At 41.6% G+C, this 25,142-nt stretch carries 27 protein-coding genes; 15 read left to right on the forward strand and 12 right to left on the reverse strand.

All coding sequences use genetic code 11. The features are described 5' to 3' along the window. The first annotated feature begins 25 nt into the window (after positions 1-25). Entirely contained in the window at positions 26-1,210 is a 1,185-nt protein-coding gene (queG, locus tag ACK1U4_RS01320; protein WP_419399884.1) for a tRNA epoxyqueuosine(34) reductase QueG, read from the forward strand. Here queG and ACK1U4_RS01325 read toward each other — a convergent pair. Next, complete coding sequence (locus ACK1U4_RS01325; RefSeq protein ID WP_419399885.1) at positions 1,184-1,759, reverse strand: DUF924 family protein; 576 nt, start codon at positions 1,757-1,759, stop codon at positions 1,184-1,186. The two genes, queG and ACK1U4_RS01325, sit on opposite strands and share 27 nt — an antisense overlap. Before the next feature lie 276 nt (positions 1,760-2,035). On the opposite strand from ACK1U4_RS01325, the gene ACK1U4_RS01330 reads away from it, so the two are divergent. The 10 genes from ACK1U4_RS01330 to fdx all read left to right on the forward strand — a co-directional run bounded on the left by ACK1U4_RS01330 (position 2,036) and on the right by fdx (position 9,278). Beyond that, the gene (locus tag ACK1U4_RS01330) at positions 2,036-2,599 is read left to right on the forward strand and encodes an Rrf2 family transcriptional regulator (protein ID WP_419399886.1); all 564 of its coding nucleotides are present in this window, start codon (positions 2,036-2,038) and stop codon (positions 2,597-2,599) included. Beyond that, complete coding sequence (locus ACK1U4_RS01335) at positions 2,596-3,813, forward strand: IscS subfamily cysteine desulfurase (protein WP_419399887.1); 1,218 nt, start codon at positions 2,596-2,598, stop codon at positions 3,811-3,813. The genes ACK1U4_RS01330 and ACK1U4_RS01335 overlap by 4 nt, the downstream gene beginning before the upstream one ends. Before the next feature lie 140 nt (positions 3,814-3,953). After that, positions 3,954-4,697 carry a carbon-nitrogen hydrolase family protein gene (locus tag ACK1U4_RS01340; protein ID WP_419399888.1) on the forward strand — a complete coding sequence of 248 codons (744 nt, stop codon included), beginning with the start codon at positions 3,954-3,956 and terminating at the stop codon, positions 4,695-4,697. A 57-nt stretch (positions 4,698-4,754) separates the two neighbouring features. After that, positions 4,755-5,144 (forward strand): Fe-S cluster assembly scaffold IscU, encoded by a 390-nt coding sequence (gene iscU, locus ACK1U4_RS01345; RefSeq protein WP_419399889.1) that lies wholly within the window; start codon positions 4,755-4,757, stop codon positions 5,142-5,144. A 103-nt stretch (positions 5,145-5,247) separates the two neighbouring features. Then, a complete protein-coding gene (gene iscA, locus ACK1U4_RS01350) occupies positions 5,248-5,568 on the forward strand; it encodes an iron-sulfur cluster assembly protein IscA (RefSeq protein ID WP_419399890.1) in 321 nt (106 codons plus the stop codon). A 14-nt stretch (positions 5,569-5,582) separates the two neighbouring features. Continuing rightward, on the forward strand, positions 5,583-5,867 hold the full coding sequence (locus ACK1U4_RS01355; protein WP_419399891.1) for a BrnT family toxin: 285 nt from the start codon (positions 5,583-5,585) through the stop codon (positions 5,865-5,867). Continuing rightward, positions 5,851-6,105: a hypothetical protein gene (locus tag ACK1U4_RS01360; protein ID WP_419399892.1), complete on the forward strand. Its 255-nt coding sequence runs from the start codon at positions 5,851-5,853 to the stop codon at positions 6,103-6,105. Before ACK1U4_RS01355 ends, ACK1U4_RS01360 begins: the two co-directional genes overlap by 17 nt. A 29-nt stretch (positions 6,106-6,134) precedes the next feature. Continuing rightward, positions 6,135-6,698: a Fe-S protein assembly co-chaperone HscB gene (gene hscB / locus ACK1U4_RS01365; protein ID WP_419399893.1), complete on the forward strand. Its 564-nt coding sequence runs from the start codon at positions 6,135-6,137 to the stop codon at positions 6,696-6,698. 200 nt (positions 6,699-6,898) lie between these two features. Beyond that, positions 6,899-8,821: a Fe-S protein assembly chaperone HscA gene (gene hscA / locus ACK1U4_RS01370; RefSeq protein WP_419399894.1), complete on the forward strand. Its 1,923-nt coding sequence runs from the start codon at positions 6,899-6,901 to the stop codon at positions 8,819-8,821. A 118-nt stretch (positions 8,822-8,939) separates the two neighbouring features. Then, entirely contained in the window at positions 8,940-9,278 is a 339-nt protein-coding gene (gene fdx, locus ACK1U4_RS01375; RefSeq protein WP_419399895.1) for an ISC system 2Fe-2S type ferredoxin, read from the forward strand. Between the two features lie 58 nt (positions 9,279-9,336). Here fdx and ACK1U4_RS01380 read toward each other — a convergent pair whose 3' ends face one another. Both ACK1U4_RS01380 and ACK1U4_RS01385 read right to left on the reverse strand, forming a co-directional pair. Next, positions 9,337-10,512 (reverse strand): adenylate/guanylate cyclase domain-containing protein, encoded by a 1,176-nt coding sequence (locus ACK1U4_RS01380; RefSeq protein ID WP_419399896.1) that lies wholly within the window; start codon positions 10,510-10,512, stop codon positions 9,337-9,339. A 258-nt stretch (positions 10,513-10,770) separates the two neighbouring features. Next, complete coding sequence (locus ACK1U4_RS01385; protein WP_419399897.1) at positions 10,771-11,211, reverse strand: HIT domain-containing protein; 441 nt, start codon at positions 11,209-11,211, stop codon at positions 10,771-10,773. A gap of 260 nt (positions 11,212-11,471) precedes the next feature. On the opposite strand from ACK1U4_RS01385, the gene ACK1U4_RS01390 reads away from it, so the two are divergent. Then, positions 11,472-13,121, forward strand: coding sequence for a mechanosensitive ion channel family protein (locus ACK1U4_RS01390; RefSeq protein ID WP_419399898.1), 1,650 nt, complete (start codon positions 11,472-11,474; stop codon positions 13,119-13,121). Here the strand turns inward: ACK1U4_RS01390 and ACK1U4_RS01395 are convergent. Further along, on the reverse strand, positions 13,118-13,252 hold the full coding sequence (locus ACK1U4_RS01395; protein ID WP_419399899.1) for a hypothetical protein: 135 nt from the start codon (positions 13,250-13,252) through the stop codon (positions 13,118-13,120). The genes ACK1U4_RS01390 and ACK1U4_RS01395 overlap by 4 nt on opposite strands. A 7-nt stretch (positions 13,253-13,259) precedes the next feature. Next, positions 13,260-15,236, reverse strand: a complete 1,977-nt coding sequence (locus ACK1U4_RS01400) for an ATP-binding cassette domain-containing protein (protein ID WP_419399900.1) — start codon at positions 15,234-15,236, stop codon at positions 13,260-13,262. 224 nt (positions 15,237-15,460) lie between these two features. Here ACK1U4_RS01400 and ACK1U4_RS01405 point away from each other — a divergent pair, with 224 nt between their 5' ends. Then, entirely contained in the window at positions 15,461-15,694 is a 234-nt protein-coding gene (locus ACK1U4_RS01405; RefSeq protein WP_419399901.1) for a SlyX family protein, read from the forward strand. A 193-nt stretch (positions 15,695-15,887) separates the two neighbouring features. Here the strand turns inward: ACK1U4_RS01405 and ACK1U4_RS01410 are convergent, their stop codons facing one another. Further along, positions 15,888-16,262: a hypothetical protein gene (locus tag ACK1U4_RS01410; RefSeq protein WP_419399902.1), complete on the reverse strand. Its 375-nt coding sequence runs from the start codon at positions 16,260-16,262 to the stop codon at positions 15,888-15,890. 139 nt (positions 16,263-16,401) lie between these two features. Continuing rightward, positions 16,402-19,107, reverse strand: a complete 2,706-nt coding sequence (alaS, locus tag ACK1U4_RS01415) for an alanine--tRNA ligase (RefSeq protein WP_419399903.1) — start codon at positions 19,105-19,107, stop codon at positions 16,402-16,404. A 339-nt stretch (positions 19,108-19,446) separates the two neighbouring features. On the opposite strand from alaS, the gene ACK1U4_RS01420 reads away from it, so the two are divergent. After that, positions 19,447-19,656 carry a hypothetical protein gene (locus ACK1U4_RS01420; RefSeq protein WP_419399904.1) on the forward strand — a complete coding sequence of 70 codons (210 nt, stop codon included), beginning with the start codon at positions 19,447-19,449 and terminating at the stop codon, positions 19,654-19,656. Between the two features lie 136 nt (positions 19,657-19,792). On the opposite strand, the gene purB is transcribed toward ACK1U4_RS01420, so the two are convergent. The 5 genes from purB to ACK1U4_RS01445 form a co-directional block, all read right to left on the reverse strand. Then, positions 19,793-21,184 carry an adenylosuccinate lyase gene (purB, locus tag ACK1U4_RS01425; protein WP_419399905.1) on the reverse strand — a complete coding sequence of 464 codons (1,392 nt, stop codon included), beginning with the start codon at positions 21,182-21,184 and terminating at the stop codon, positions 19,793-19,795. Between the two features lie 79 nt (positions 21,185-21,263). Beyond that, positions 21,264-21,992 (reverse strand): 7-carboxy-7-deazaguanine synthase QueE, encoded by a 729-nt coding sequence (gene queE / locus ACK1U4_RS01430; protein WP_419399906.1) that lies wholly within the window; start codon positions 21,990-21,992, stop codon positions 21,264-21,266. A 113-nt stretch (positions 21,993-22,105) separates the two neighbouring features. Beyond that, on the reverse strand, positions 22,106-22,501 hold the full coding sequence (locus ACK1U4_RS01435) for a carboxymuconolactone decarboxylase family protein (protein ID WP_419399907.1): 396 nt from the start codon (positions 22,499-22,501) through the stop codon (positions 22,106-22,108). A gap of 2 nt (positions 22,502-22,503) precedes the next feature. After that, complete coding sequence (locus ACK1U4_RS01440; RefSeq protein ID WP_419399908.1) at positions 22,504-22,779, reverse strand: DUF333 domain-containing protein; 276 nt, start codon at positions 22,777-22,779, stop codon at positions 22,504-22,506. A 95-nt stretch (positions 22,780-22,874) separates the two neighbouring features. Then, on the reverse strand, positions 22,875-24,092 hold the full coding sequence (locus ACK1U4_RS01445; protein WP_419399909.1) for an ATP-binding protein: 1,218 nt from the start codon (positions 24,090-24,092) through the stop codon (positions 22,875-22,877). Between the two features lie 123 nt (positions 24,093-24,215). Here ACK1U4_RS01445 and ACK1U4_RS01450 point away from each other — a divergent pair, with 123 nt between their 5' ends. After that, the gene (locus tag ACK1U4_RS01450) at positions 24,216-25,052 is read left to right on the forward strand and encodes a hypothetical protein (RefSeq protein ID WP_419399910.1); all 837 of its coding nucleotides are present in this window, start codon (positions 24,216-24,218) and stop codon (positions 25,050-25,052) included. Positions 25,053-25,142 lie beyond the last annotated feature (90 nt).

A 25,142-nucleotide genomic window follows, 5' to 3' on the forward strand; every position in this document is an offset into this window, starting at 1 on the left:
TTTTTAATGTTGATTCTCTGATTATATGTCAAACTCGCTTCAGCCAAAACCCCATTGTGCCAAAATACCTTGCGTGGATAGCAATAACGCCCATTTCCTCGTTGATTTAGCCATTTGGATAAAACAGCAAGCCCTTGAGTTGGGTTTTGCCGATTGTGGTTTTGTCAGTCCCAACAATCCCATTTTCCCCAAACAATTAGAAAACCTCAAACGTTGGCTAGCAGACGGCAAACATGGCGAGATGAATTTTTTCTTAGAAAACCATGACAAACGTGCCAACCCTGCGTTACTGGTCGAGGGAACGCAAAGCATTATCAGTGTACGGTTAGATTATCTGGTCAGTAAACCTGCCAATCGCACCGTTGCCGACAATGACCGCCCCAATCATGCCATTATCGCACGCTATGCAAGGGGGCGAGATTACCATAAAACCATGCGACAACGCCTCAAAACCCTTGCCAATCGTATCCATGACAAACTCAAAACCGACTATCCGCAATATGCCGAGGGTTTTATCTTCCGCCCATTTAGCGACTCTGCCCCGATTTTTGAGCGAGCATTGGCAGAGCAAGCGGGCTTGGGTTGGACAGGCAAACACACGTTATTGATTAATAAAAAATCAGGGTCTTTTTTTGTGTTGGGGGAGTTGTTTACCAGTTTACCGTTGCCTGTTGATGAGCCAAATAGCGATAACCATTGTGGCAGTTGCCGAGCCTGTATTCACGTTTGCCCCACCCATGCCATCAAAAAGACTACCACAGGACATTATGAAGTCGATGCACGGCTGTGTATTTCATATTTGACGATTGAACTTGAGGGTAAAATCCCTGTCGAACTCCGCCCTAAAATCGGCAATCGAGTCTTTGGCTGTGATGATTGTCAGTTGATTTGTCCGTGGAATAAATTTGTAAAATTGGCAACGATTGACGACTTTAACCCACGACATGCGTTGGATAGTTTAGATTTATTATCATTGTGGGCGTGGGATGAAAAAGCATTTTTGGCAAAAACAGAAGGCAGTCCATTACGGCGGACAGGCTATGAGAATTTGATGCGAAATGTGGCGGTGGCATTGGGTAATGCCCCATTTAGCCAAGAGATTATTGAGAAACTCAAGGCAAAACACCCAACTGTCAGCGAGAATACACAAGAACATATTGATTGGGCGATTGGTGAACAATTATCAAAAACCCGAATTCGGCTGTTTTAAAAACTCAATTTCTTCATCCGTTGATTCACGCCCCAAAATCGCATTACGGTGCGGATACCGCCCAAATCTATCAATAATCGCCTTATGCTTTAACTCAAAATCCAACGTATTTTTACTGGCAAACTGCTCAAACAACCCTACCGCTTGCTCATGAATTTTTACCGATTCCGAGTGCATGAATGGCATTAACGCAAAATTTCGCTCTACTTCATTCATTTCTGCAAAATCTGCCTGTTTAACAAGCTCTTGCGATAATACCAACGCCATGCCATCTTGAGCAAATGCCTGTGGTGTATCTCGGTAAATATTGCGTGAAAACTGGTCAAGCACGATAATCTCTGCCAACCTGCCGTGAGCCGTCACTCGCCAGTCCCCCAATTCGACTTGGCTGGCTTGCTGTAATAATGCCGAAAATTTATACGTTAATTGTCTATCAAAATCATCACTTTTGGCAAACCAAAATGGCTTGGTGGTATCAGAAAACCAAAAATCCAGTATTATCCTTGCTGGTTGTGGTGTGTTTGTGGTAGGTGGGTTATTGGTTGTCATTATGATGGCTCTCTTGTTTTGCGTGTTGGGGACATTTTGCCTATAATATAACAAAATTTTTAGGCGATCGTTGTTTCAATTAGCAATCGGATAGATTTATATACTTGTTTAAACTGGAAATAAGACACTTTTATGCGGTGGTATTATATACGCCCACCATGTTATAGAAAGTGCCAAGCATATTCAGTGAAGATTAAATAGGTTTAATCTTGACTAAATAACTCGGAATTATTTATAATACCCCTTATTGATTAATATAAGAGGTTTGGAGTTGATATGCGTTTGACCACACGAGGGCGTTATGCCGTGACTGCTTTGTTAGATTTGGCATTACAAGATAGCCCAGATAATGCTGTGTCATTGTCCGATATCGCCAAACGCCAAGAAATCTCAATTTCTTACCTTGAACAGCTATTTTCCAAACTACGCAAGCAAGGCTTGGTGGTCAGCACTCGTGGGGCTTCGGGTGGTTATCATATCGCCAAACCACTCGAGCAAATCAGTATTATGAGTATCATTTCTGCCGTTGATGAGTCCGTGGATGCTCGAGCATGCGGTGGGGATGGTAATTGCCAAGATGGGGCAATGTGTTTGACCCATGACTTATGGTCTGGGCTGTCTTCGCATATCGAAGCCTATTTATCTCAAGTTACTTTAGCCCAACTCATTACCAAACAAAATGTTCGTGACATTGCCAATCGCCAAATGTCCATGATAGATTCGGTGGCTGAAGAGCCGATTCGCTTATTGCCGATGGAGCAAGAAAGCTTTAGCCATATCACCACTCACACAACGACATACAAAAAAACAGCCAAAATTGGGGAGACCATGCCAGCATGAGCCAGCTTATTTATTTAGATTACGCCGCCACCACACCAGTCGATGAAACTGTTGCCAAAAAAATGATGCAATACCTGACCTTTGACGGTATCTTTGGTAATCCTGCCTCACGCTCACATGGCTTTGGCTGGCAAGCGGAAGAAGCGGTCGAAACCGCACGTGAACAAATTGCCGAGCTTGTCAATGCCGACCCTCGTGAAATCGTCTTTACTTCGGGTGCGACCGAATCAAATAACTTAGCGATTAAAGGGGCTGCACAGTTTTATAGTGGTCGTGGCAAACACATCATTACCAGTAAAATCGAGCATAAAGCCGTACTGGATACTTGCCGAGAGCTTGAGAACGAAGGCTTTGAAATCACTTATCTTGAGCCACAACAAGGCACAGGGTTGATTACCCTTGAGCAAGTCAAAAATGCCGTGCGTGAAGATACCGTGTTAGTTACTTTGATGATGGTAAACAATGAACTTGGCACGCTGACTGATGTTGCCAGTATTGGTGAGTTTTTGCGTGAAAAAGGCATCATCTTCCATGTGGATGCCGCACAAGCAGCAGGTAAAACCCCGATTGATTTAGAAACCATGAAAATTGACTTGATGAGTTTTTCAGGTCACAAGATTTATGGCCCTAAAGGTATCGGTGCGTTATATGTCCGCCGTAAACCTCGTGTCCGCCTTAAAGCCCAAATGCACGGCGGTGGGCATGAGCGTGGGATGCGTTCTGGCACACTTGCGACTCACCAAATCGTGGGTATGGGTGAGGCGTTTGCCGTTGCCAAAACTCGCATGGCAGAAGACGAGGCACGTATCGCAAAGCTTCGCACACGCCTTTGGGACGGTCTAAAGGACTTGGAAGAAATCTATCTAAATGGTGATTTAGAGCATAGCATTCCGAATATCGTTAATATCAGCTTTAATTTTGTTGAAGGTGAAAGCTTGATGATGTCGCTAAAAGACTTTGCGGTGTCGAGTGGTTCGGCGTGTACGTCTGCAACCCTTGAGCCTTCATATGTGCTTCGTGCGATTGGCTTGCCTGATGAGTTGGCACATTCGAGCATTCGTTTTAGCTTGGGACGTTATACCACTGAGGCGGACATTGACCATGTGATTAGTCAAATGCGTGGGGCGGTGGAGAAACTGCGTGCGTTGTCACCGCTTTGGGATATGTTTAAAGAAGGTGTTGATTTGTCAAAAGTTGAATGGCAAGAGCATTGATTGAATAAGTACCAAAACAAAATTATCTTATAACATTTAATCTCGTAGCGTGGGTTAGCGAAGCATAACCCACGGAAAAACAGATTATAATTTAAAATTGTTCGGCTATTTATTTAAAATATTGGTGAGTTAAAACGCTTATGAAAATTGCAGTGGCTCAAACTCAACCTATCAAAGGCGATATTAAGGCAAATCTTGCTGAACACATTAAGTTTATTCAGCAAGCCCTTGAGCATGATATTAATATTTTGGTTTTTCCAGAGTTGTCTTTGACAGGTTATGAACCGACTTTAGCAAAATTTTTGGCAATGACCGCACAACAGATTGATGTAGAACTGGCTGAAATTCAAAGTTTGGCAAATACTCATCATATGACGATTGCGGTGGGTTTACCAACAAAAACTGATGATAATTCAGATAAAATTTTTATCAGTTTGGCAATTTTTCAGCCCAATCAATCACCAATTATTTATTCAAAACAGATTTTATACCATACCGAGCAAGCTGTTTTTACCGCAGGTCAGCAAGGTATCGTTTTACCGATTGATGATAAAAAGATTGCATTGGCGATTTGTTATGAGCTGTCACAAGATGCTCATAATCAGCAAGCCAAAACCAATCAAGCGGATGTGTATATCGCCAGTGTTTGCAACTCAGTGGCAGGTGTTGATAACGATTTAAATCATCTTAGCCATGTCGCAAAAACCCAAAAAATGCTGACATTAATGGCAAATTATATTGGTGAATCGGGTGGCTATCAATGTGCAGGCAAATCATCTATTTGGAATGTTAATGGTGAATTAGTGGCACAATTAGCTTATAAACAAGGTATTTTGGCGTTTGACACCACAACAAATGATAGGTTTAGTATTTTAGTAAATTAAAATTGCCAGTTTTGTCCAACATAAAATGACAAAACCAGCGAAAATTGGAGAAATAACATGGCATATTCAGACCAAGTAATCGACCATTACGAAAACCCACGCAATGTCGGTAATTTTGACAAAGACGCACCCAATGTCGGCACAGGCATGGTTGGAGCACCTGCGTGTGGCGATGTCATGCGACTACAAATCCAAGTCGGTGATGATGGCGTGATTCAAGACGCAAAATTCAAAACCTATGGCTGTGGCTCGGCAATCGCTTCAAGCTCACTTGTTACCGAATGGCTAAAAGGCAAAACTCTTGACCAAGCCAGCCAAATCAAAAATAAAGACATCGCTGAAGAATTGGCATTGCCACCTGTGAAAGTGCATTGCTCAGTATTGGCAGAAGATGCGATTAAAGCTGCGATTGAAGATTATCAATCAAAAACAGGTGCGACTGCCTAAGTTTTAACAATGTGATTGGTAGGGGCTGTAGGGTATACGCCCTTATGATATGAAATGATGTTGCAAAGGTGCGTCAAATGCACCTTACAGATAGGGGCAAACTATGATTGAACTCACCCCCCAAGCCGCCAAACACGTCAGTGATTTTTTACAAAATCGTGGTCATGGCGAGGGTATTCGTGTGGGCGTGCGTACGGCAGGCTGTTCGGGTCTTGCGTATGTGCTTGAATTTGTTGACCAAGCTGACCCAAATGACCAAGCTTTTGATAGTCAAGGTGTCAAAATCTTTGTTGACCCAAAAAGCCTTGTGTATCTTAACGGCTTACAAATGGACTATGTCACCGAAGGGCTAAACTCAGGCTTTAAATTCACCAATCCTAACCAAAAGGGTGAGTGTGGTTGTGGTGAATCATTTACGGTCTAAGGTGATGCTTGTAAATGAATGACGATTTAGAATTTGATTCAAATAAGCAAACAATCAATCAAATTATTCACAATGATATTGATTTTGAAGAAGCTGATACAGTTCTCGATGACCCACTATCTATTACCAATGAAGATTACGGTGATTATGAAGGTGAACAACGCTATTTTACCCTAGGCATGAGTAATCAGTATCGGTTGTTAGTGGTGATTTGGACAATTCGTGATGAAAATATTAGAATAATTTCTGCAAGATTAGCCGAACCACATCAAAGGAAAACTTATGAAAATAGACGTTAATTTGGATAAAGTCTGTCGTGATATGGATTTTAGTCAGGGCAAATCTGTTTCAGAAATTCCTGCTCTTAAAGCACGCCAAGATAAAAAAGCCCTTGAAAACACTGGTTTTAATAAAGAAAGCACCTTGCTTGACGAAGATATTTCACGTTGGTTGGTGAGTCAAAATAGTGAAACTAAACGCCATTTTAATGAAATGGTACGTCATGCGTTGGCAATGCAAGGTGTGAGCTTTGCATAAAGCAAAATTCTCAAATTAAAGAGGTAAACGTGGTAAATTATTTTGAACTGATGGGCTTACCCATTGATTTTAACCTAGATAAAAACCAACTTGATATCACCTTTCGCACACTACAAATCCAATATCACCCCGATATCGCCAATAATTCTGCCAATCAAACTTCGACTTCTCAAAACTTACCGTCACTTGCCAATTTGAGCAATGAACAAGCCTCTGCCGTGATTAATACTGCTTATCACACGCTGAAAAATTCTGATAGCCGAGCGACCCATCTGCTAGAACTTATCAATCAAGCGGATGGTTTGCAAGACTCTATCCGAGATTTGGATTTTTTGGATAATGCGATGGACTTGCGGATTTCGCTTGATGAAGCCGATATGACGGCGTTGCCAAGTTTGAAGGCAAAATTGCAAGATTGGATAACTCAAGTTGAGCAGAATTTTTATCAAGCTTATCAAACACAAAACTGGCAAACCGCCAAAACTGCCACCCAACAGTTAAAGTTTTTGATTAAATTACAGCATGATTTTGCCAAAAAGACTGATGAATTGGTGAACCAAGCACACGATAATGATGATGATTTATATGTTTGATTAATCAATAAATTTTATATGGTGATAAGGTAGGGGCTTATTGAATAAGCCCAAGTTACTAATTGTCACCGAAGGGCGTATGCAATACGCCCCTACAAAATTGGTATTATTTCTGATTTGAAACAGCTATAAATTCAATTTCCCTTGCTTTTTTGCTATTATAGTGCATTTATTTTTAACCTATTGTCTTGAGCCATTTTATGTCATTATTGCAAATCGCTGAACCCAACCAATCCGCCAAACCCCACGCCCATCGTTATGCCCTTGGTATTGACTTAGGGACAACTCGTTCACTGGTGGCTGTCGTACGCTCTGGCGAACCGCAAGTGATTGGTGATAAAGTCAGCGATTGCCAGTCAGGTGTGATAGGCAATAGCGTTGATTGCCAACGCTTATTGCCATCTGTGGTGTACTTTGGCAAAGATGAAAACGGTGAAGACCAGACCCTAGTCGGTAGCTTTGCTGAAGCCAAGGCAGAGGATTTCCCACAGCATACCGTGCGTTCGGTCAAACGCTTTATGGGGCGTACCAAAGCCGATATCAAATTTAACCACCCTTATACCTTGGTCGGTGAAGATGGCTTTATGCCAAGCATTGACACGCCACAAGGGGCGAAAAACCCTGTTGAGATTTCCAGTATTTTACTCAGCCATTTGTACGACCGTGCCAAACTTGCCCTACCGAATAACAGCATTGTGGGGGCGGTGATTACCGTACCTGCGTATTTTGATGAGGCTCAACGCCAAGCCACTAAAGACTCGGCAAGCCTTGCAGGACTTCATGTCTTGCGACTGCTCAATGAGCCAACTGCAGCGGCGATGGCGTATGGGCTAGAGCAACATCAAAGCGATGCCCATTATCTGATTTATGATTTGGGCGGTGGTACGTTTGACGTGTCTTTGCTTAAGCTGAATCATGGCGTGTACGAAGTGCTAGCCACAGGCGGTAACAGTGCGTTGGGCGGTGATGACATTGACCGTCTATTGGCAAATTGGCTGATTAAACAAACAGGTATTGACCCAAAAACTGTGGATAATCACGATAAACAACGCCTGAACCAACTTGCTAAAGACTACAAGCAACAATTAAGTAATGCCCTAAGTGTAGAGGTGAGCGTTAGTGTAAACGGTCAAACATGGCAAGGTGCATTGACCGAAGCCATGCTTCGTGACATTATTGCCCCTGTTACCGAGCGTACCTTTAGCGTATGTGAGCAAGTGCTACGAGATGCCAATATCGAGGCAAGCCAACTGGATGCCGTGGTGTTAGTAGGCGGCTCGACCCGTATGCCGATTATTCAGCAACAAGTTGAGCAAGTGTTTGGGCAAAAGCCACTCTCACGCCTAAACCCAGATGAAGTGGTGGCGTTAGGGGCTGCCAAATATGCCGACCAACTGCTTAATACCCAACAAAATAATGCTGTGCTATTGCTCGATGTCACGCCATTATCGCTAGGGTTAGAAACGATGGGCGGTTTGACCGAAGTCATCATTCCACGTAATACGCCCATTCCTGTCAAACGCCAGCAAGTGTTCACCACTTACCAAGATTACCAAAATGCCATGATTATTCATGTGCTACAGGGTGAGCGTGACACGGTGGCGGATAATCGCTCGTTGGCACAGTTCAAACTCACCGACATTCCTGCGATGAAAGCAGGCTTGGCTCGGATTGAAGTGACCTTTGCCATTGATGCTAATGGACAATTAACGGTGACTGCCAAAGAATTGACCACAGGCAAACACAGCGAAATCCAAGTCAAACCTTCATATGGGCTGTCCGAAAGCGAACAAGAAAAACTGCTCCAAGCAGGTTTTGATAATGCCAAACAGGATAAAGACGCTCGTAGTCTGATTGAGCAACAAGTCGAAGCAAGACGAGAAGTATTGGCGGTACAATCTGCCATGATGGAATTTTCGCAGTTGTTAAATGATAACCAAATCAATCAGTTAAATGAGCAAATGGCATTGGTCGAACAAGCAATTCAAGAGAATAACGCCGAAAAACTTACCAATGCCGAATCACAGTTAAAAGAACTTAGCGATGAATTTGCCAGTTTGATTATGAACCAAGCGGTTAGCCAAACCATGACAGGGACAACGACCGCTGATTGGACGAACTAAGTTTGATTGATACAGACGGTAGGGGCGTATTGCATACGCCCTTATTCAAAAATGATAAATTTCTAAATGGTGCGTATTCTGCACCTTACCTTATTTGGTGAAAATAGCCGAGAACATTATGCCAAAAATTACCATTTTACCGCATCACAGCATTTGTCCAGAGGGCAAACAAATCGAACTTAATGCAGGCGAAAACCTATGTCAAGGTATGCTTGCCAATGGCGTAAAAATCGAACACGCTTGTGATATGTCAAAAGCCTGTACCACTTGTCATGTGGTCGTCAGAAAAGGTTTTAACAGCCTTGATGAGATGGATGATGTCGAAGCGGACTTGCTTGACCGTGCATGGGGACTTGAGCCTGATTCTCGTCTTTCTTGCCAAGTAATAGTCGAAGACCAAGATTTAACGATTGAGATTCCAAAATACACCATCAATCACGCCTCTGAAAGTCACTAAAAAACTCTTGTTTATGTAGGGGCGTATTGCATACGTCCTTTATTTATTAGATTTTTTATTATTTTAATTTTTTCTTTTCCACTAATTCTAACGCATTGTTTAGCTCAGTTAAAATAGTACGTCTATCATAATTACGAATGTCTTGGAAGTTAAGGTGTAGATTAAATCCGGGTAGACTTAGGCCAACCCAGTCATTTTTTTGTTGATTTTGCTGGGGGTCTAGCACTTCCCATACTTTCATGGGCTGATGCAAACCTTTTAATCGAATTTCCCCGACATATTGGCAGTTATGTACATGGCTGACCAAATGGTAGGTACTTTCGCTGATTAAAATTTGGTTCTTTTGGGCTGCTGACTCAAGGCGAGAGGCGAAATTGGCTTCTTTTCCAATTACCGTATATGCCATGCGGTTGCGACTACCGAAGTTACCCACATAGCAATAACCTGTATTAATCCCAAACCGCACATATAAGCCTTCAAAACCCAACAAACGCCATTGTTGGCGTAACACGCCCATCTCTCGCCTCATATCAATCGCCATATTGATACATAAAATGGCATTATCACGTTCATTGTTGGTTTGGCTGTCACCAAAATAACACAGCAACCCATCACCTAGGAATTTATCAAGCGTAGCCCCATATTTTAGGGTGATTTGGGTCATGCGATCAAAATAGGTGTTCAGAATATTGGCAAGATGGTCAGGACTGATGGTATCAGACAAATCGGTAAAACCCACAATATCCGAAAATAAGATAGTTAATTTACGGCGTTGGTTTACCACTGCAACCGGGCTATTGGTTTTGATAATCGGTTGCCAAATTTGCGGTGGTACAAAGCGAGTCAGTTTATTGGTAATAGAAACTAAGGTTTCAATACGGTACTGTTTTTCATTGAGCTGAATTTGATAGTCATGGATGCGAGCAATCAGTCGCCATACTTGAAGACCAATCACAATAATTGCAGAACAAATGCTCGAAAATTCAATAACGGATTGTTGTTTTTCGGTAAGCCATAGAGCAGGTAGAGCATATCGGGTACTTAATAATGTCAATACTGCAATGGGTACAGCTGTCATGATCAAGCGGTTAAGATAGGGCTTAGGGCTAATCATCAGACGACTAAAAATCATTAGCCAAATTGCTACACTGGGTAAAAAATTAAATTGTAACATCCCTGAGGTGATGGCTAATAAAACCAATACCGAGGTATGGGTAAGAAAATGACGGGGCAAGGTGACAACAAGTGATAATACACTCAATCCCAGTAACAATAAAATGCCAAACAGTATGGGATAAGGATTTGGTAATTTAAAACTTAAAAAACTAATCACGACCACAAAAAAAACCAACAATTCAGGGAATTGGGATTGTCGAATATTACGCCATACTTTTGTGAATACCAACTGCAAGTAAAATCACCTTGATTAATAATTTATTTTTTCTAACTTATCTAAAATAAGGTTGAAATGATGGGATGATGCAAATCATAATTAGTTGACTTGCATCTGCCAATCAAACGGCATATCACGATGCCCACGCAACGCCATCATCAATGTTTGTTGCATATGATTGAGGACTTGTGGGGTATAAGGAATCGCAGGATTGCCCCAAACAGGGTTTGGCCACGCTAAGTCATTGTGATAACGGACGATATGATGAAAATGTAATTGTGGCACTTGATTGCCCAAGGCGGCGATGTTCATTTTATCCGCTTGGAATGTTTTTGCCAGTTGGCTGGATAGCCAGCTAGATTCACGTAAAAATTGGGCTTGGTCACTAGCAGATAGCTCATACAGCTCTTTAACACCTGCAACACGAGGCACTAAAATCAACCAAGGAAATTGACAATCGTTCATTAATCGACAGGTTGATAGGGGGAATTCGCCGACCAAAAATGTATCTTTTGCTAATTGGGGATGTAAGTTAAACATAATCTCTCATCAATATTAATAAAAACTAAAAATTAAAAGGTATTAATTAATAAAAACTATAATTGTCATCTAATTCATTTAAGATATAAAATTAGCTCGTATTTTAGCAGTTTCTCAGCAAAAAAGTGAAACAATTTATGCAAACAAAGTCATAAACTTACCAATAAATCAGCCGATGGTGATGATTTTTTAAGTCATTGGTATTCATAAATGAAATTCGCTAAAATACTGCCAATGTTTAACCGATATTTGATGATGCTATGTTTGTTTTATTTTCCCATCGACTGATAACGTTTGTATTTTCAAGCTTATTGCTATTGGTGAGCCTTGCTTTTTCACCCATGGCGAATGCGTTACTGGATACGCCCCCTGCCAGCACGCCAGCGACTACTCAAGTCCAAGATACCTTTGGGCGTGATACGCCTCGTGGCACAGTGCAAGGGTTTTTGCAAGCATTGGCAAAAAATGATGTGGCATTAGCCAGCCGTTATCTAAATGTTAGCAATAATAGCAACGCTACTAAGGTTGTGGAAGATTTTAAAGCGGTGTTAGATAGTGGGGGTAAGATTAACAGTGAGTTGCAAATTAACAACACCGCTACAGGGGATTTGGATGACAAGCTTTCACCCAATATTGATAAAGTTGGTGAAATTCAAGGGCTAGATGGCAAAATTGATATTACCTTAGAGCGTATTAAACAATCGGATAATAGTCAAATTTGGTTGTTTTCTCGTGCAACGTTACAAAAGATTAATCATATCCAAACCAGTGATAGACCAACTTTAGTAGATGAATATTTGCCAAGTGATTTGCTGGATAAAGATATCAAGGGCTATAGTGTTGGGCATTTGGTGGCAGTGTGTGTGTTGTTAATCGCTACTTATCTGATGTCTTTGGTTATTAGCTGGCTGTTGTATGCATTGGCACAATTGCTGTATCGTTTGGTTGGTAAGGATAAAACTGCTGAGAGTAAGCTACCGATTGATGGGCGAGTAATTGTACCATTGGCAATGGTTATCACAGGTGTGATTATTAAGGAGTTAATGCTATTAGTCGGCATAAATCTTGTTGTGCGTAGTTTGGTCGAACGCTTGGCAGATATTTTATCATGGGTGGCGTTGGCGTGGTTATTATTGCGAATTTTGGATTTGACGTTTAGCCGTGCTGAAGAATATGCCAGTAAAAACAATCACCCAGAACGCTTGTCTGTTCTTAACTTGCTTAAAAAAGTCCTCAAAGTGCTGTTCTTGGCATTGGCGATTTTTGTGATTTTGGGCAATATGGGGTTTGATTTAACCACTGGGGTTGCTGCGTTGGGGATTGGTGGTTTGGCATTGGCATTAGGGGCTCAAAAAACCATCGAAAACTTGGTCGGCAGTGTGTCGTTGGTGGCAGATCAGCCCGTCAGTGTGGGCGATTATTGTAAATTCGGTACGCAAGAAGGCACAGTAGAAGATATTGGTATTCGCTCGACTCGGCTTCGTACCTCGAACCGCACCATTGTCACAATTCCCAATGGTAGTTTTTCATCAATGAGCATTGAGAATTTCAGTCGCCGTGATATGTTTTATTTTAATCATAATTTTTTTGTTTCTCGTGACAGTGATACCCAAAAAGTTCGTGAATTTATCGAACAGGTACAGATTTTTATCACCAATCATCCCGCTACCAATAGTGTGCTAAATCAAGTGCGTATCGCAGGCACACAACAAGATGCGTATCTGGTGGAGGTCAAATGTTATATGGAGGCGAAAGGGGTGATTGATTTTAATGATAAACAAACGGAATTAATTTTGAAAATTGCGGAGATGATGAGCGAAGTTGGGCTAAATAATGCGTTACCAACACGCCATATTACCGTGCATAACGCCAATCATGCACCAGAATTGGGCGATGAATATAGTATTTAAGGCGAATACTGAACATGATTGGCATCGGATAAGGTAACAGCCACAGGAATAGGGCTGTCGTACCACTGGTTATGGACAGTGGTACAGGCATTTAAGGATAATAAGATAAAAATATAACAGATTGATTTCATGGTGTTTTTAGTTTCCCAATTCTTCCCATCGCTCTAATTTTTCCATCAATATATCATCAATTTCGCTCAAGCGTTCACTGGCTTTGGTCGCCCCCTCAAGGTCAGTGGTAAACCAACTGCCATCGGCTAATTTATCATGCAACTCGGTTTGTTCGGCTTCGAGTTGGGCGATTTCCTTGGGTAGATTTTCTAGTTCACGTTGTTCTTTATAACTTAGCTTTTTCTTGGTATTGCTATCTGACGTTGGGGTAGGCGTGGCGGTTTCGCTGGTTGACGTTGCTGTTTTTGGCGTTTCAGCTTTTGCTTTGTCGGCTTTGGTTTCCTTGGGTTTATTGGCAGTTTCTCTTGCTTTTTGTTCAAGGTAATCTTGATAACCGCCGACATATTCTTTAACAATACCATTACCCTCGCTGTCGGTGTCAAATACCCAAGTCGAGGTTACCACGTTGTCCATAAAGGCACGGTCATGGCTGATAAGCAAAATCGTACCATTAAAGCTATCAACCGCCTCTTCAAGTAGCTCAAGGGTCGCCATATCAAGGTCGTTGGTCGGTTCGTCCAGTACCAAAATATTGGCAGGTTTTAGCAGTTGTTTGGCAAGCAATACACGGTTACGCTCACCGCCTGACAATGCTTTGACTGGGGTTCTGGCTCGCTCTGGGGCAAATAAAAAGTCTTGTAAATAGCCAATGATGTGTTTCTTTTTACCGCCCACTTCGACAAAGTCTGAGCCTTCTGCCACGTTTTGTACCACTGTCGCCTCAAGGTTAAGTTGGTCACGCAGTTGGTCAAGAAACGCAATTTGTAAATTTGTGCCAAGTTTTACCGAGCCAGTTTTGGTGATATCGGGTTGGTCTAAGCCCAGCTCTTGTGAAAAGATGGCATGAATGAGGGTTGATTTTCCCACACCATTTTTACCAATAATCCCAATTCTATCGCCTCGAATGATACTGGCATTAAAGTCTTTGACTAAAGTTTTACCGCCATAGCCCAAGTTTAAATGCTTGACGTTGGCGACCAATTTACCACTGCTATCGCCATCATTCATGCTGATATTGACTTGCCCGACTTGCTCACGGCGAGCCTTGCGTTCTTCTCGCAATGCTTTTAACGCACGCACTCGCCCTTCATTACGAGTTCGGCGAGCCTTGATACCTTGGCGAATCCACACTTCTTCTTCGGCAAGTTTTTTATCAAAATTGGCATTGGCTTTTTCTTCGGCAACCAGTTGCATTTCTTTGAGTTCTTGATAGCGTGCGTAACCTTTGACCCCTTGCGTTACGTCATAGCTCCGCAATTCGCCACGGTCAAGCTCGACAATGCGATTGGCGATTTTGTCAATAAATTGGCGGTCATGCGAAATAAATAGCAAGGTCAAACCCTGTGAACTCAGCAAAAATTGCTCAAGCCATTCGATACTTTCAACGTCCAAATGGTTGGTCGGTTCGTCCAATAATAAAACGTCAGGCTTGTTCACCAACGCACGAGCCAGCAACACACGGCGTTTACGTCCGCCAGACAATTCGCTGATATCCGCCTCGCCATCCAGTCCCATCATTGACAGCAAAGTCTGCACTTCACGTTGTAAATCCCAACCGTGTGCGTCATCAATTTTGTGCTGTAAATCCGCCATCAATTCACAGGCTTGCATATTGCCGTTGGCACAGCCCATGCTTGCGGTGTCGTAGTCCTTGAGCCATTTGGCGACATTGCCTGCCCCTGCCATCACGATATCGGCGACCTTGCCTGTGGTTTCGGGAATGTCTTGCTCAAGCATGGCGATGTTGATATCACCACTGATTTGAAACTCGCCACTGTCTGCCTTGACCTGTCCGCTAATGACTTTAAATAGGGTCGATTTGCCCTCGCCATTGCGACCAATCAAGCACACACGCTCGCCTTGCTCGATGTTAAAATCGACACCGTCCAAAATCGGTGCAATCCCAAATGCCAAATGAATATCTCGTAAATGAATTAACGCCATAAAATTCTCAATAAAGGTTATAATAGACCTCTTTCCATACCCCCTCTAATTCCCCCTTGTCAGGGGGAGAAATACTCCCTCCCCTGTTAAGGGGAGGGTTGGGGAGGGGTAAAATAAAACTTCTGATTAAGTTTCGTAATTTGGAAAGAGGTCTAATGTGCAAAGAAAAATTGAGCCTATTGTAGCAGAAATTTGGGCAAAACTTGACGGGTGGGGGAAGAAAAATGACGGTAGAAAAAATAGCGGAATTGGTACAGCAATTGGTGGATTTACAAACCCAAGTGGCATTTATGGAAGATAACATTGAAAAACTGGATACGATTGTGACGGAGCAGAGCCAGTTGATTGCCAACCAACAACGCCAATTACAATTAGTTTATCAAAAGCTAGAAAGCCAAACCAATGGCTCGCAAATTCAGCCGTTTGACTTGCTGAGTGATAGACCGCCACATTATTGATTTAAAGAAACTGGTATATTAGGGCTTTTGTAAAAGGATGAGGTAAAACCACGCATTTAATCGTCAGCCGAGGGCTGGCGAGGGAAAGTACCAAAATCCCACGCTTCTTTAATCATCCAGAATTGGTGTTTATTGGTATGAGGAATTGATATTTAATTAGGTTGTGATATTAAATGTAACTTTTTAGTTAAATTTATAATAATTTTAACAGGTTAGCTTCAAGACAGTTTTTATCTTCTAGTAAAAATGATAAGAATATTTGATTGTTTTTTTCTGCTGAAAGTTTAATTTCAATAGCAGGTGAAAGGGAAATAAAGTTCAAACTTGTTGTATTTTCCATTTTACCCATTGAATGAATAATATTGGGAAATCCAATTAAAAAACAACCTTCTAAATGTTGGTTTTTGAGTGCAATCATTCCATATAAGATAGTTTTACTGTTTTGATTAGCTTCTAAAATTACACCGTGACCTAAACCATAAATGTTTAAGTTGATGTTTTTTTCTTGGTTTGAATAATTGCCCTTTAATCGTTGCAAAAAATCAAGGGCATCATTTCTTGAAATCATAAGCCTAGGACACCAATTTTTAACGTGTTTGGTTGTTCATTATCAGGTGAAAATATTTTCAATAGATTTCCTTTTAAAATAACAGGGATAAACTGGATAACTTGTCGCTATCCAGTTTTTTCAAAAATTAGCAGTTAATTTACGCCAACTTATCCCCAATCCAATTCCCTAATTCATCCATCACTTTCGGCAATCCTGCCACATCACTCGCCCCACCTTGAGCAAAGTCAGGCTTACCACCGCCTTTACCGCCCAAGCTTTCGGCTAAATGCTTGATGATATCGCCAGCTTTCACTTGACCCATCAAATCCTTACCAACACTTGCGGTCATCGCAATTTTATCGCCATCGACACTCGCAAGCACCACGATACCATCGTGCAGTTTAGACTTCATATCATCCGATAGCGTGCGTAATGCCTTACCATCCATGCCTTGTAGCGTAGCAATCAGCACTTTTTGACCTTTGATATCTTGCACATTGTCGGTCAAGGATTGGGCTTGTAAGCTTGCCATTTTTTGGCTAAGGCGTTCCAGTTGTTTTTCCAAATCACGGTTTTTATCATTTAACTGCTCGACACGGCTCACGATTTCATGGCGTTTGGCTTTAAACTGATTGGCAAGGTGATTCAGTTGTTTATCGCCCTGTTGCACATATTTTACCGCACCCATGCCAGTCACGGCTTCGATACGGCGAACCCCAGAGGCGATACCTTGTTCGCTGATGATTTTAAACAAGCCAATATCGCCAGTGCGTTGCACGTGCAGACCGCCACACAGCTCGATTGAGAACGGTTTGCCGTCTTTATCGACTGTTCCCATCGACAGCACACGCACGGTGTCGCCGTATTTTTCGCCAAACAATGCCATCGCCCCTTTGGCTTTGGCTTCGTCCATGCTTAATACTTCTGCGGTGGCAGGTTGGTTGGCAAGGATTTGTTGATTGACAAGGTTTTCAACGGCTAAAACTTCGGCTTCGGTCAAAGGTTTGTCATAAGAGAAGTCAAAACGCAACACATCGCTGGTCACCAATGAGCCTTTTTGGGTCACGCCATCGCCCAATAACTGACGCAATGAGGCGTGAAGTAGGTGAGTGGCGGAGTGGTTTTTGGCACTTGAGGCACGCACTTGGGTAGCGACTTTGGCATCACTGGCTTGACCTTGGGTAATCGTACCCATTTTGACCACGCCATGATGAATAATCGCTTGTCCAGATTTCTTAGTGTCTAATACTTCAAATACGCCAGACTCGGTTTGGATTTCGCCCAATTCGCCTGCTTGACCGCCACTTTCGGCATAGAATGGGGTCTTGGCAAGTACCAACACGCCTTCATCGCCTTCGTTTAAGCTTTCAACCGCTTTGCCCTCAAGGTACAAATGCGTAATGGTGCTGTTGTCGTTGTCAGTGTCGTAGCCCAAAAATTCGGTAGCACTGTCAATTTGAATCAAGACATTGTAGTCCATGCCAAATTTGCCTGCCTCTCTGGCTCGGCTACGTTGCTCATTCATGCTGACTTCAAAGCCGTCTTCGTCAATGGCAATGTCTTTTTCACGCAAAATATCGGCAGTCAAATCCGCAGGGAAACCGTAAGTGTCGTATAGTTTAAACACAGTTTCGCCAGCCAATGTATCACCTGCTTTTAGCCCCTCAAGCTCTTGCGACAGTAGGCGTAAGCCTTGCGATAGGGTTTTGGCAAATTGTTCTTCTTCTTTTAAAATCGCCTGTTCGATATGGCTTTGACGCTCACGCAGTTGTGGATACGCCTCGCCCATGATGTCGGCAAGCGGTGCGACCAGTTTATAGAAGAACGCCTCAGTCGCTCCCAGTTTGTTACCATGACGTACCGCACGGCGGATGATACGGCGAAGTACATAGCCACGCCCCTCATTGCTTGGCAACACGCCATCGGCAATCAAAAATGCCACCGAACGGATATGGTCGGCAAGCACTTTTAAAGACGGTTGATTCTGTACATCAGTATCGCTTGGCATACCGATAATAGCAACGGCTTGGGTCATGAGTTGGCTAAAAATATCAATCTCATAGTTGCTATGCACGCCCTGCATAATCGCACTGATTCGCTCTAGCCCCATGCCTGTATCGACACTTGGGGCAGGCAGTTTTTCCATCGTGCCATCTTTTTGGCGATTAAACTGCATAAACACGTTGTTCCAAATCTCGATAAAGCGGTCGCCATCTTCTTCAGCCGACCCTGGTAAACCGCCCCAAATATGGTCGCCGTGGTCGTAGAAGACCTCGGTACAAGGACCACAAGGGCCTGTGTCGCCCATCGCCCAGAAGTTGTCTGACTGGAACTCACCGCCTTTATTATCGCCAATGCGGATAATGCGTTCTGGGGCAAGACCGACCACTTTATGCCAAATGTCAAACGCCTCATCATCGGTATGATAAATGGTGACGTACAGTCTATCTTTTGGCAAACCAAGCCATTGCTCAGAGGTCAAGAACTCCCAACAAAACGGAATCGCTTGCTCTTTAAAATAATCACCAAACGAAAAATTTCCTAACATCTCAAAGAATGTATGATGACGGGCGGTATAGCCGACATTATCAAGGTCGTTGTGCTTGCCACCTGCACGCACGCACTTTTGCGAAGTCACGGCACGGTTATAATCACGTTTTTCTAAGCCCAAAAAAGTGTCTTTAAACTGGTTCATCCCTGCATTGGTAAATAGTAGCGTAGGGTCGTTGTGCGGTACAAGCGAACTTGAGGCAACTGGGGTATGACCTTTTGAGGCAAAAAAATCAATAAAGCCTTGGCGAAGTTGATTGGCAGTGGCGTATTTGGGGTTAGAGAAAGGCTTATTTTGAGAAGGTAGCGTCATAGGAAATTCCTAAATTAAAGGTTTTACATAGTTGTAAACAACAAAAAAATTATATCAAATTCAAGGTTTAATACCGTATGGGCGTAATGCTTACGCCCTTTTTGAAATGCCAAAATTTTAGCAGAAATGGGGCAAAAAAGATAATACTTTGCAGTTGGAATAATAGTAGATGCTTTTTTAACGTAACGTTACATTTTAACATAAATACAGCAATAAAACTCATAAAAAAAGGTTTTGGAATTGACAAAAGTCAAATATATTTTTTCCTTGTTATCAATGTGGAATTGGCGTATAACTATACCTAAAGATATTACATTTGATTGAGGTTAAGGAGTTAGTATGAATTGGCCATTATTTAGCATGGTATTTACTATTGCATCAGGGACAACGATTGGTGTATTAATGACCATTGCGTTGGTATTAGGATTCGATGAAATTCCACAAATTATCATGGTGTGTATTGCAGGACTTGTGTTATCTGTACCAATTGCTTATTTTGTTGCCAAAAAAATGCAAACCCTTGGGATTGCAGGTAATAAAGCTTCATAAAAAATAAATATTAATAATAATAACTAAAAAAAGAGATAATGAGCAATACATTATCTCTTTTTTTAAGTCCAACATTTGCAATTTTATTGGACTTACGCAAACATGCCATAAATAACATGTTGCGTAAGCCTTAAAATTAAATTTTCGCCATCCATTCATCAATTGCCAAGGCTTGCTGTTCGGCATTACCTGTATAAGTGGCAGGGGTCATCTCACGCAGGCGAGCTTTGTCAGCATCACTGACCGCATCAAGCTCATCACCATTGACAAAATCCACCATCATCTCACGAGTCATGGCATTACCACGAGTAAGGGCTTTTAATTTTTCATAAGGATTTGCCACACGGTAACGGCGCATTACCGTTTGAATCGGCTCGGCAAGCACTTCTTGGGCATTGTCAAGGTCTTCGTTTAGACGGTTTGGATTGACTTCAAGTTTGCCAATACCTTTTAGGCAGGCTTCATAAGCAATTAAGCTTTGTGCAAAACCCACGCCAATGTTACGCAATACCGTTGAGTCAGATAGGTCACGTTGCATCCGAGAAATCGGCAATTTTTCGCCCAAATGAGCCATCACCGCATTGGCAACGCCCAAATTACCCTCTGAATTTTCAAAGTCAATCGGATTGACTTTGTGAGGCATGGTCGATGAACCAACTTCGCCATCTTTTAGTTTTTGTTTAAAGAATCCCAGTGAGATATATTGCCAAACATCACGGTTAAAGTCGATTAAAATCGTGTTGTAACGTTTAAATGCGTCAAATAATTCGGCGATATAATCATGCGGTTCGATTTGGGTGGTGTAAGGGTTAAAGCTTAAACCTAAACTATTTTCGATGAAATCTTGCGAATGGGCTTGCCAATCAATGCTTGGATAGGCAGAAAAGTGAGCGTTGTAATTTCCCACTGCCCCATTGGCTTTACCCAATAACTCAACATTTTTGATTTGTTTAAGCTGACGAGCAAGGCGATAGGCAACATTTGCCATTTCTTTACCTAAAGTCGTTGGGCTGGCGGTTTGTCCGTGGGTACGTGATAACATCGGCTGACTGGCGTAAGTTTTGGCAAGTTTGGCGATTTCGTCAATGATGGTTTGCATGGTGCTGACCATCACATCACGGCTGTCTTTTAACATTAACGCATACGATAAGTTATTGATATCTTCAGAGGTTTTGGCAAAGTGGATAAACTCTAGGCTATCTGCCAATTTGGCATTGTCTTTGAATTTATTTTTGATAAAGTATTCCACTGCTTTCACATCGTGATTGGTGGTTTTTTCGATATCCTTGACCGCTTGGGCATCGGCTTCGCTAAAATTATCAACAATTGCATTCAAAAATTGATTGGTTTCGGCATCAAAAGGGGCAGGCTCTTGGATATTAGGGTTATTGGCAAGTGACTGTAACCAACGAATTTCAACGGTAACACGGGCTTTAATTAAGCCAAATTCAGATAAAAATGGGCGTAAACTGTCAACTTTTGACGAATAACGACCATCAATGGGGGAAAGGGCAGTCAGGGTATTCATAAAAATTCCTTAAATTAAACGGATAAACCAAAAAACCAATAAAAAATTGCTCGCATTATAGCGAAAAGGGGGCGAAAAGTCATTTACCTTTGGCATCTGCCCAAATGATTTTGTGTAGCTGTAACTGTAATCGCACAGGTAAATTGTCCGCCAAAATCCATTCTGCCAACTCAGTCGCAAGGCTTGGCACATCGCCTTTATGGGCTTGGTCAATATTAAACATCGGTGAAAACCACACCACACCGACTTTTTTATCCAGTTGATAGTCCACCAAAATTTGCTTTGACCATTGGTAATCCACTCGGTTCATAATCACAAATTTGAGTTGGTCATGTTGGGTGAGGTGGGCGATATTTTCCCATAGGTTTTTATCCGCTTCACCTGAGCTTGGGGTCTTGATATCCATGACTTTGGACACAGCGACTGGCACATCTGCCACCGACAATGCCCCTGCGGTTTCTAATGAGATTTCATAACCTTTATCCAGTAATATTTTCATCAAGGCAATGCCATTGGGTTGGGCAAGGGGTTCGCCACCAGTCAGACAAATGCGTTTGCAGTTAAAGGTTTGACACTTTGCCAAAATCTCATCAAGGCTCATGCGTTCGCCACCCATAAAGGCGTATTCGGTGTCGCAATACACACAGCGAAGCGGACAGCCTGTCAAGCGAATAAAAATGGTGGGTAGCCCTGCGGTCAATGCTTCACCTTGCAGGGAGTAAAAAATCTCGGTGACTTTTAGCCCCGCCTCCGGGTCGGTGGTGGGAATGGCGGTGTTTCTTAAAGGAATTTGATGATTAATTGGCATAGGAATTTTTATTTAGTATGAAAAGTCAATTTTAACAAATCTATTTGGAACTTTGGGATTTTAATTTTTCAAACTTTGGTGATGGTTTGCGTGGTTTAAAGTTATTTAGTTTGTTAAATCAGCCCCATTTCCGTCAAAATTTCCACTGCAGAGCGATAGGCTTCTTGGGTCGCTGGTGCTCCGCAATAAGGTAGGCTATGCAATAACACCTCTTGGATTTCTGACACAGTAGCACCGTTATTAATCGCCCCACGGATATGACCTTTTAGCTCTGTTGGCGATTTTTGGGCAATCAAAAACGCAATCGTCACCAATGAGCGAGTTTTGCGGTCAATGCCTTCACCATTTCCGCCCTCTCGTTGCCAAGTTGACCCCCAAGCGTGTTCGTTAATCCAGTCTTGTAGTGGGGCGGTAAAAGGGGTGACTTGCGACATGGAACGCTCAACATGAGCCTCGCCCATCACTTGCTTGCGGACGGTTAAGCCGTTTTGGTAATCTTGTTGTGGCATTTTTATTTGCTTCCCTTGTGTATGGTATCGCCTTCAACGATAATTTTTGCTGATTCTCGGTAAAATTCCCATTCATCGGCTTCTTGTCCATTGCTGAATTGGCAAACACCATATTGATTGCCTTTGGTATCTGTTTTTATAGCAGATTTTCCACCTACCTTGACACAAAATTCACTGGCAGGATTGGCTATTTTGGAAATTGATGGCATAGGTTTGGTATGCTGAGTACAGGCAATTAAAGTTATTGACGCAGATATGATTAAAAAAAGTGATTTCATGTTTTATCCAAAAAGTTGTAAAAGCGGTATATTAAGCGATAAATAATCAAAACTGATATTATAAACCAACCCATATTTTTTACACAAAATTTCGGTTAAATAAAATCAATCGGTAAGCTAACCAAATTTTCGGTTAAATACAATTTATTAGGATATTGACAGATAATCGTTCCTTGCTCAATAGTTTGCCCTGTTTCAGCCAATTCATCTAATACCCCAAACGCTTTTGCCATTGCCTTATTAGGGCTAGCAGTGGTTTTGATTTCAATCGGATATAGACTTTGTCCATGTTCGATGATGATGTCAATTTCTTTTTGGTTAGTATCTCGATAAAAATACAAGGGTGGGGTAATGCCTTGATTGGTAAAGGATTTAATGATTTCTGATACCACCAGTGTTTCAAAAAACTGTCCACTTTTTGCCCCATGCTGAATGGTGTCTGCGGTCAGCCATTTGGTAAGGTATGCCATTAGCCCTGTGTCCATAAAGTATAACTTGGGCGTTTTGATGGCACGTTTAAGGTGATTATTGTGAAATGGGGCTAATAAATACACAATACCAGAGGCTTGCAACACGCCAAGCCAGCGTTTGATGGTTTCGGATGACACGCCGACTTCTTGGGCGATATTGCTAAAATTTACCAGTTCGCCACTGCGTGATGCCACCGCTACCATAAAGCGAGTAAAGGCTTGCAAATCATTGACATTTAACAATGTCCTTACATCTCGCTCGATATAAGTTGCCAAGTATGAAGTATAATACACATCCCAATTCATTTCTCGCTCATAAAGCCTCGGCATATCGCCTTGATGAATGCGTTGCCAAATATTAGGATAATTGGTAAGTTTGGCTTCACGGTTGGTGATATAGTCACGATTGGGTAAAAATGGCTGATAAAATTCAACTTGATGAATCTCTCGCAGTGATAAGCCCTTTAGTTGCAAAATCGCCACTCGCCCTGCAAGGCTTTCGCTGACGTTTTGCATGAGTTCAAAGGCTTGTGAGCCAGAGAGCAGAAATAACCCTGAGCCTTTCTGTCTGTCAATTTCCAGTTTTAATAGTGGAAATAGGTTGGGGGCGTATTGCACTTCATCCAAAATGACATGGTTGGGGTGGTTTAAGAAAAATAGCCGTGGGTCGTCATTGGCTTGGGTAAGTAACAAAGGGTCGTCAAAAGTCAAATATTGGTAATCGGGTGCGATGTGTTGTAGCAAGGTGGATTTGCCGACTTGCCTTGCCCCTGTAATCAGTAAGGCAGGGAATTGTTGTTTGAGTTGGTTGATAAGGGGTTGAAGGTGGCGATAAATATACATGATTTTTAGGTTTTTTAGTTTAATTCAATATAGTATATGGAATTAAACTAAAAATTCATAGTAAAAATAGATTTTATTATATAATGAATGAGCAAGTCTTCTGACATAATTAAGGGAAGTAAAATGAATGATTTGAAATCCAAACTCAATGATAAGTTAAAAAATTTTATTGGTAAAATACGAAAAATCAATTTTATGGATTTTATATCGGAGTTGAATGGAAGCCAACGATATTATTTTTTTGGTATAATTATTAGCTTCGTAGGTTATGTTGTTTTTAGGCTGTTTAGTAACCCAGTTTTATTTTATTTTGGATTGTTGCTGATAGTTTTTGGTATTATTTCAGATATGCTATATGTTACTCATAAAATTATAGCAACATTAATTGGAAAAATTGCATTAATAGTGATAACACCGCTAATAACGACAATAGGTTATGCTTTGTCTAGTCAGACTATCAATCAAATTGTTGGTTTCGATTCGTCAAGCTTGAATTATTCAGTTGCTTTTACTGCAATTTTATTAACTCCGTTTTTATTTCTTATTTTAGGGATTGTTTTATATGTAGTATTGATAATTTCACCTTTATTGGCATTAATTTTTCATATGGTTCTTGATGTTTTGAAAAGATTTGGAATCAAATCTATCTCTCATGAGAAATACCCAGTATTTTCTATAGTTACAAGGATAATAATCTATGCTATTACTTTGAGTGTTTTAAATAACACTTATCATAATATGCAAAAGCCATACGAAGATTTTGTAACGAATACAGCGAAATTTTTTATTTATAACTTTGAGGCTAAAACTTATTCACGCTGTAGTAATGTACCTATAGGAAGCAAAGTCATTACTGTAAATGAAAATAACGATGAAATAATACTTGTATCTAAAGTAGAAAAAGACTATGTATTCAATGCTGTAGCCTGTATTCCAAAAATCAAAAAGAATCTAAATTGAAAAAGCTAAGTAGCTGAACAATTTTAAATTATAATCTCAATTGTCGTGGGTTACGCTTCGCTAACCCACGCTACGAACTAAGATTGGTTT

The sequence above is a fragment of the Moraxella sp. TY6 genome (assembly GCF_048551375.1).
In the GTDB taxonomy this organism is placed as follows: Bacteria; Pseudomonadota; Gammaproteobacteria; order Pseudomonadales; family Moraxellaceae; genus Faucicola.

Coding starts and splice junctions, on each gene's coding strand:
- ACK1U4_RS01420 (WP_419399904.1), top strand. CDS start 19,447: ATGAATTGGCCATTATTTAGCATGGTATTTACTATTGCATCAGGGACA.
- ACK1U4_RS01390 (WP_419399898.1), top strand. CDS start 11,472: ATGTTTGTTTTATTTTCCCATCGACTGATAACGTTTGTATTTTCAAGC.
- fdx (WP_419399895.1), top strand. CDS start 8,940: ATGCCAAAAATTACCATTTTACCGCATCACAGCATTTGTCCAGAGGGC.
- queG (WP_419399884.1), top strand. CDS start 26: ATGTCAAACTCGCTTCAGCCAAAACCCCATTGTGCCAAAATACCTTGC.
- ACK1U4_RS01385 (WP_419399897.1), bottom strand. CDS start 11,211: ATGTTTAACTTACATCCCCAATTAGCAAAAGATACATTTTTGGTCGGC.
- ACK1U4_RS01445 (WP_419399909.1), bottom strand. CDS start 24,092: ATGTATATTTATCGCCACCTTCAACCCCTTATCAACCAACTCAAACAA.
- iscU (WP_419399889.1), top strand. CDS start 4,755: ATGGCATATTCAGACCAAGTAATCGACCATTACGAAAACCCACGCAAT.
- ACK1U4_RS01355 (WP_419399891.1), top strand. CDS start 5,583: ATGAATGACGATTTAGAATTTGATTCAAATAAGCAAACAATCAATCAA.
- ACK1U4_RS01410 (WP_419399902.1), bottom strand. CDS start 16,262: ATGATTTCAAGAAATGATGCCCTTGATTTTTTGCAACGATTAAAGGGC.
- alaS (WP_419399903.1), bottom strand. CDS start 19,107: ATGACGCTACCTTCTCAAAATAAGCCTTTCTCTAACCCCAAATACGCC.
- ACK1U4_RS01450 (WP_419399910.1), top strand. CDS start 24,216: ATGAATGATTTGAAATCCAAACTCAATGATAAGTTAAAAAATTTTATT.
- ACK1U4_RS01335 (WP_419399887.1), top strand. CDS start 2,596: ATGAGCCAGCTTATTTATTTAGATTACGCCGCCACCACACCAGTCGAT.
- ACK1U4_RS01360 (WP_419399892.1), top strand. CDS start 5,851: ATGAAAATAGACGTTAATTTGGATAAAGTCTGTCGTGATATGGATTTT.
- ACK1U4_RS01400 (WP_419399900.1), bottom strand. CDS start 15,236: ATGGCGTTAATTCATTTACGAGATATTCATTTGGCATTTGGGATTGCA.
- iscA (WP_419399890.1), top strand. CDS start 5,248: ATGATTGAACTCACCCCCCAAGCCGCCAAACACGTCAGTGATTTTTTA.
- hscA (WP_419399894.1), top strand. CDS start 6,899: ATGTCATTATTGCAAATCGCTGAACCCAACCAATCCGCCAAACCCCAC.
- ACK1U4_RS01330 (WP_419399886.1), top strand. CDS start 2,036: ATGCGTTTGACCACACGAGGGCGTTATGCCGTGACTGCTTTGTTAGAT.
- ACK1U4_RS01440 (WP_419399908.1), bottom strand. CDS start 22,779: ATGAAATCACTTTTTTTAATCATATCTGCGTCAATAACTTTAATTGCC.
- queE (WP_419399906.1), bottom strand. CDS start 21,992: ATGCCAATTAATCATCAAATTCCTTTAAGAAACACCGCCATTCCCACC.
- ACK1U4_RS01340 (WP_419399888.1), top strand. CDS start 3,954: ATGAAAATTGCAGTGGCTCAAACTCAACCTATCAAAGGCGATATTAAG.
- ACK1U4_RS01435 (WP_419399907.1), bottom strand. CDS start 22,501: ATGCCACAACAAGATTACCAAAACGGCTTAACCGTCCGCAAGCAAGTG.
- ACK1U4_RS01395 (WP_419399899.1), bottom strand. CDS start 13,252: ATGAAATCAATCTGTTATATTTTTATCTTATTATCCTTAAATGCCTGT.
- ACK1U4_RS01405 (WP_419399901.1), top strand. CDS start 15,461: ATGACGGTAGAAAAAATAGCGGAATTGGTACAGCAATTGGTGGATTTA.
- ACK1U4_RS01325 (WP_419399885.1), bottom strand. CDS start 1,759: ATGACAACCAATAACCCACCTACCACAAACACACCACAACCAGCAAGG.
- purB (WP_419399905.1), bottom strand. CDS start 21,184: ATGAATACCCTGACTGCCCTTTCCCCCATTGATGGTCGTTATTCGTCA.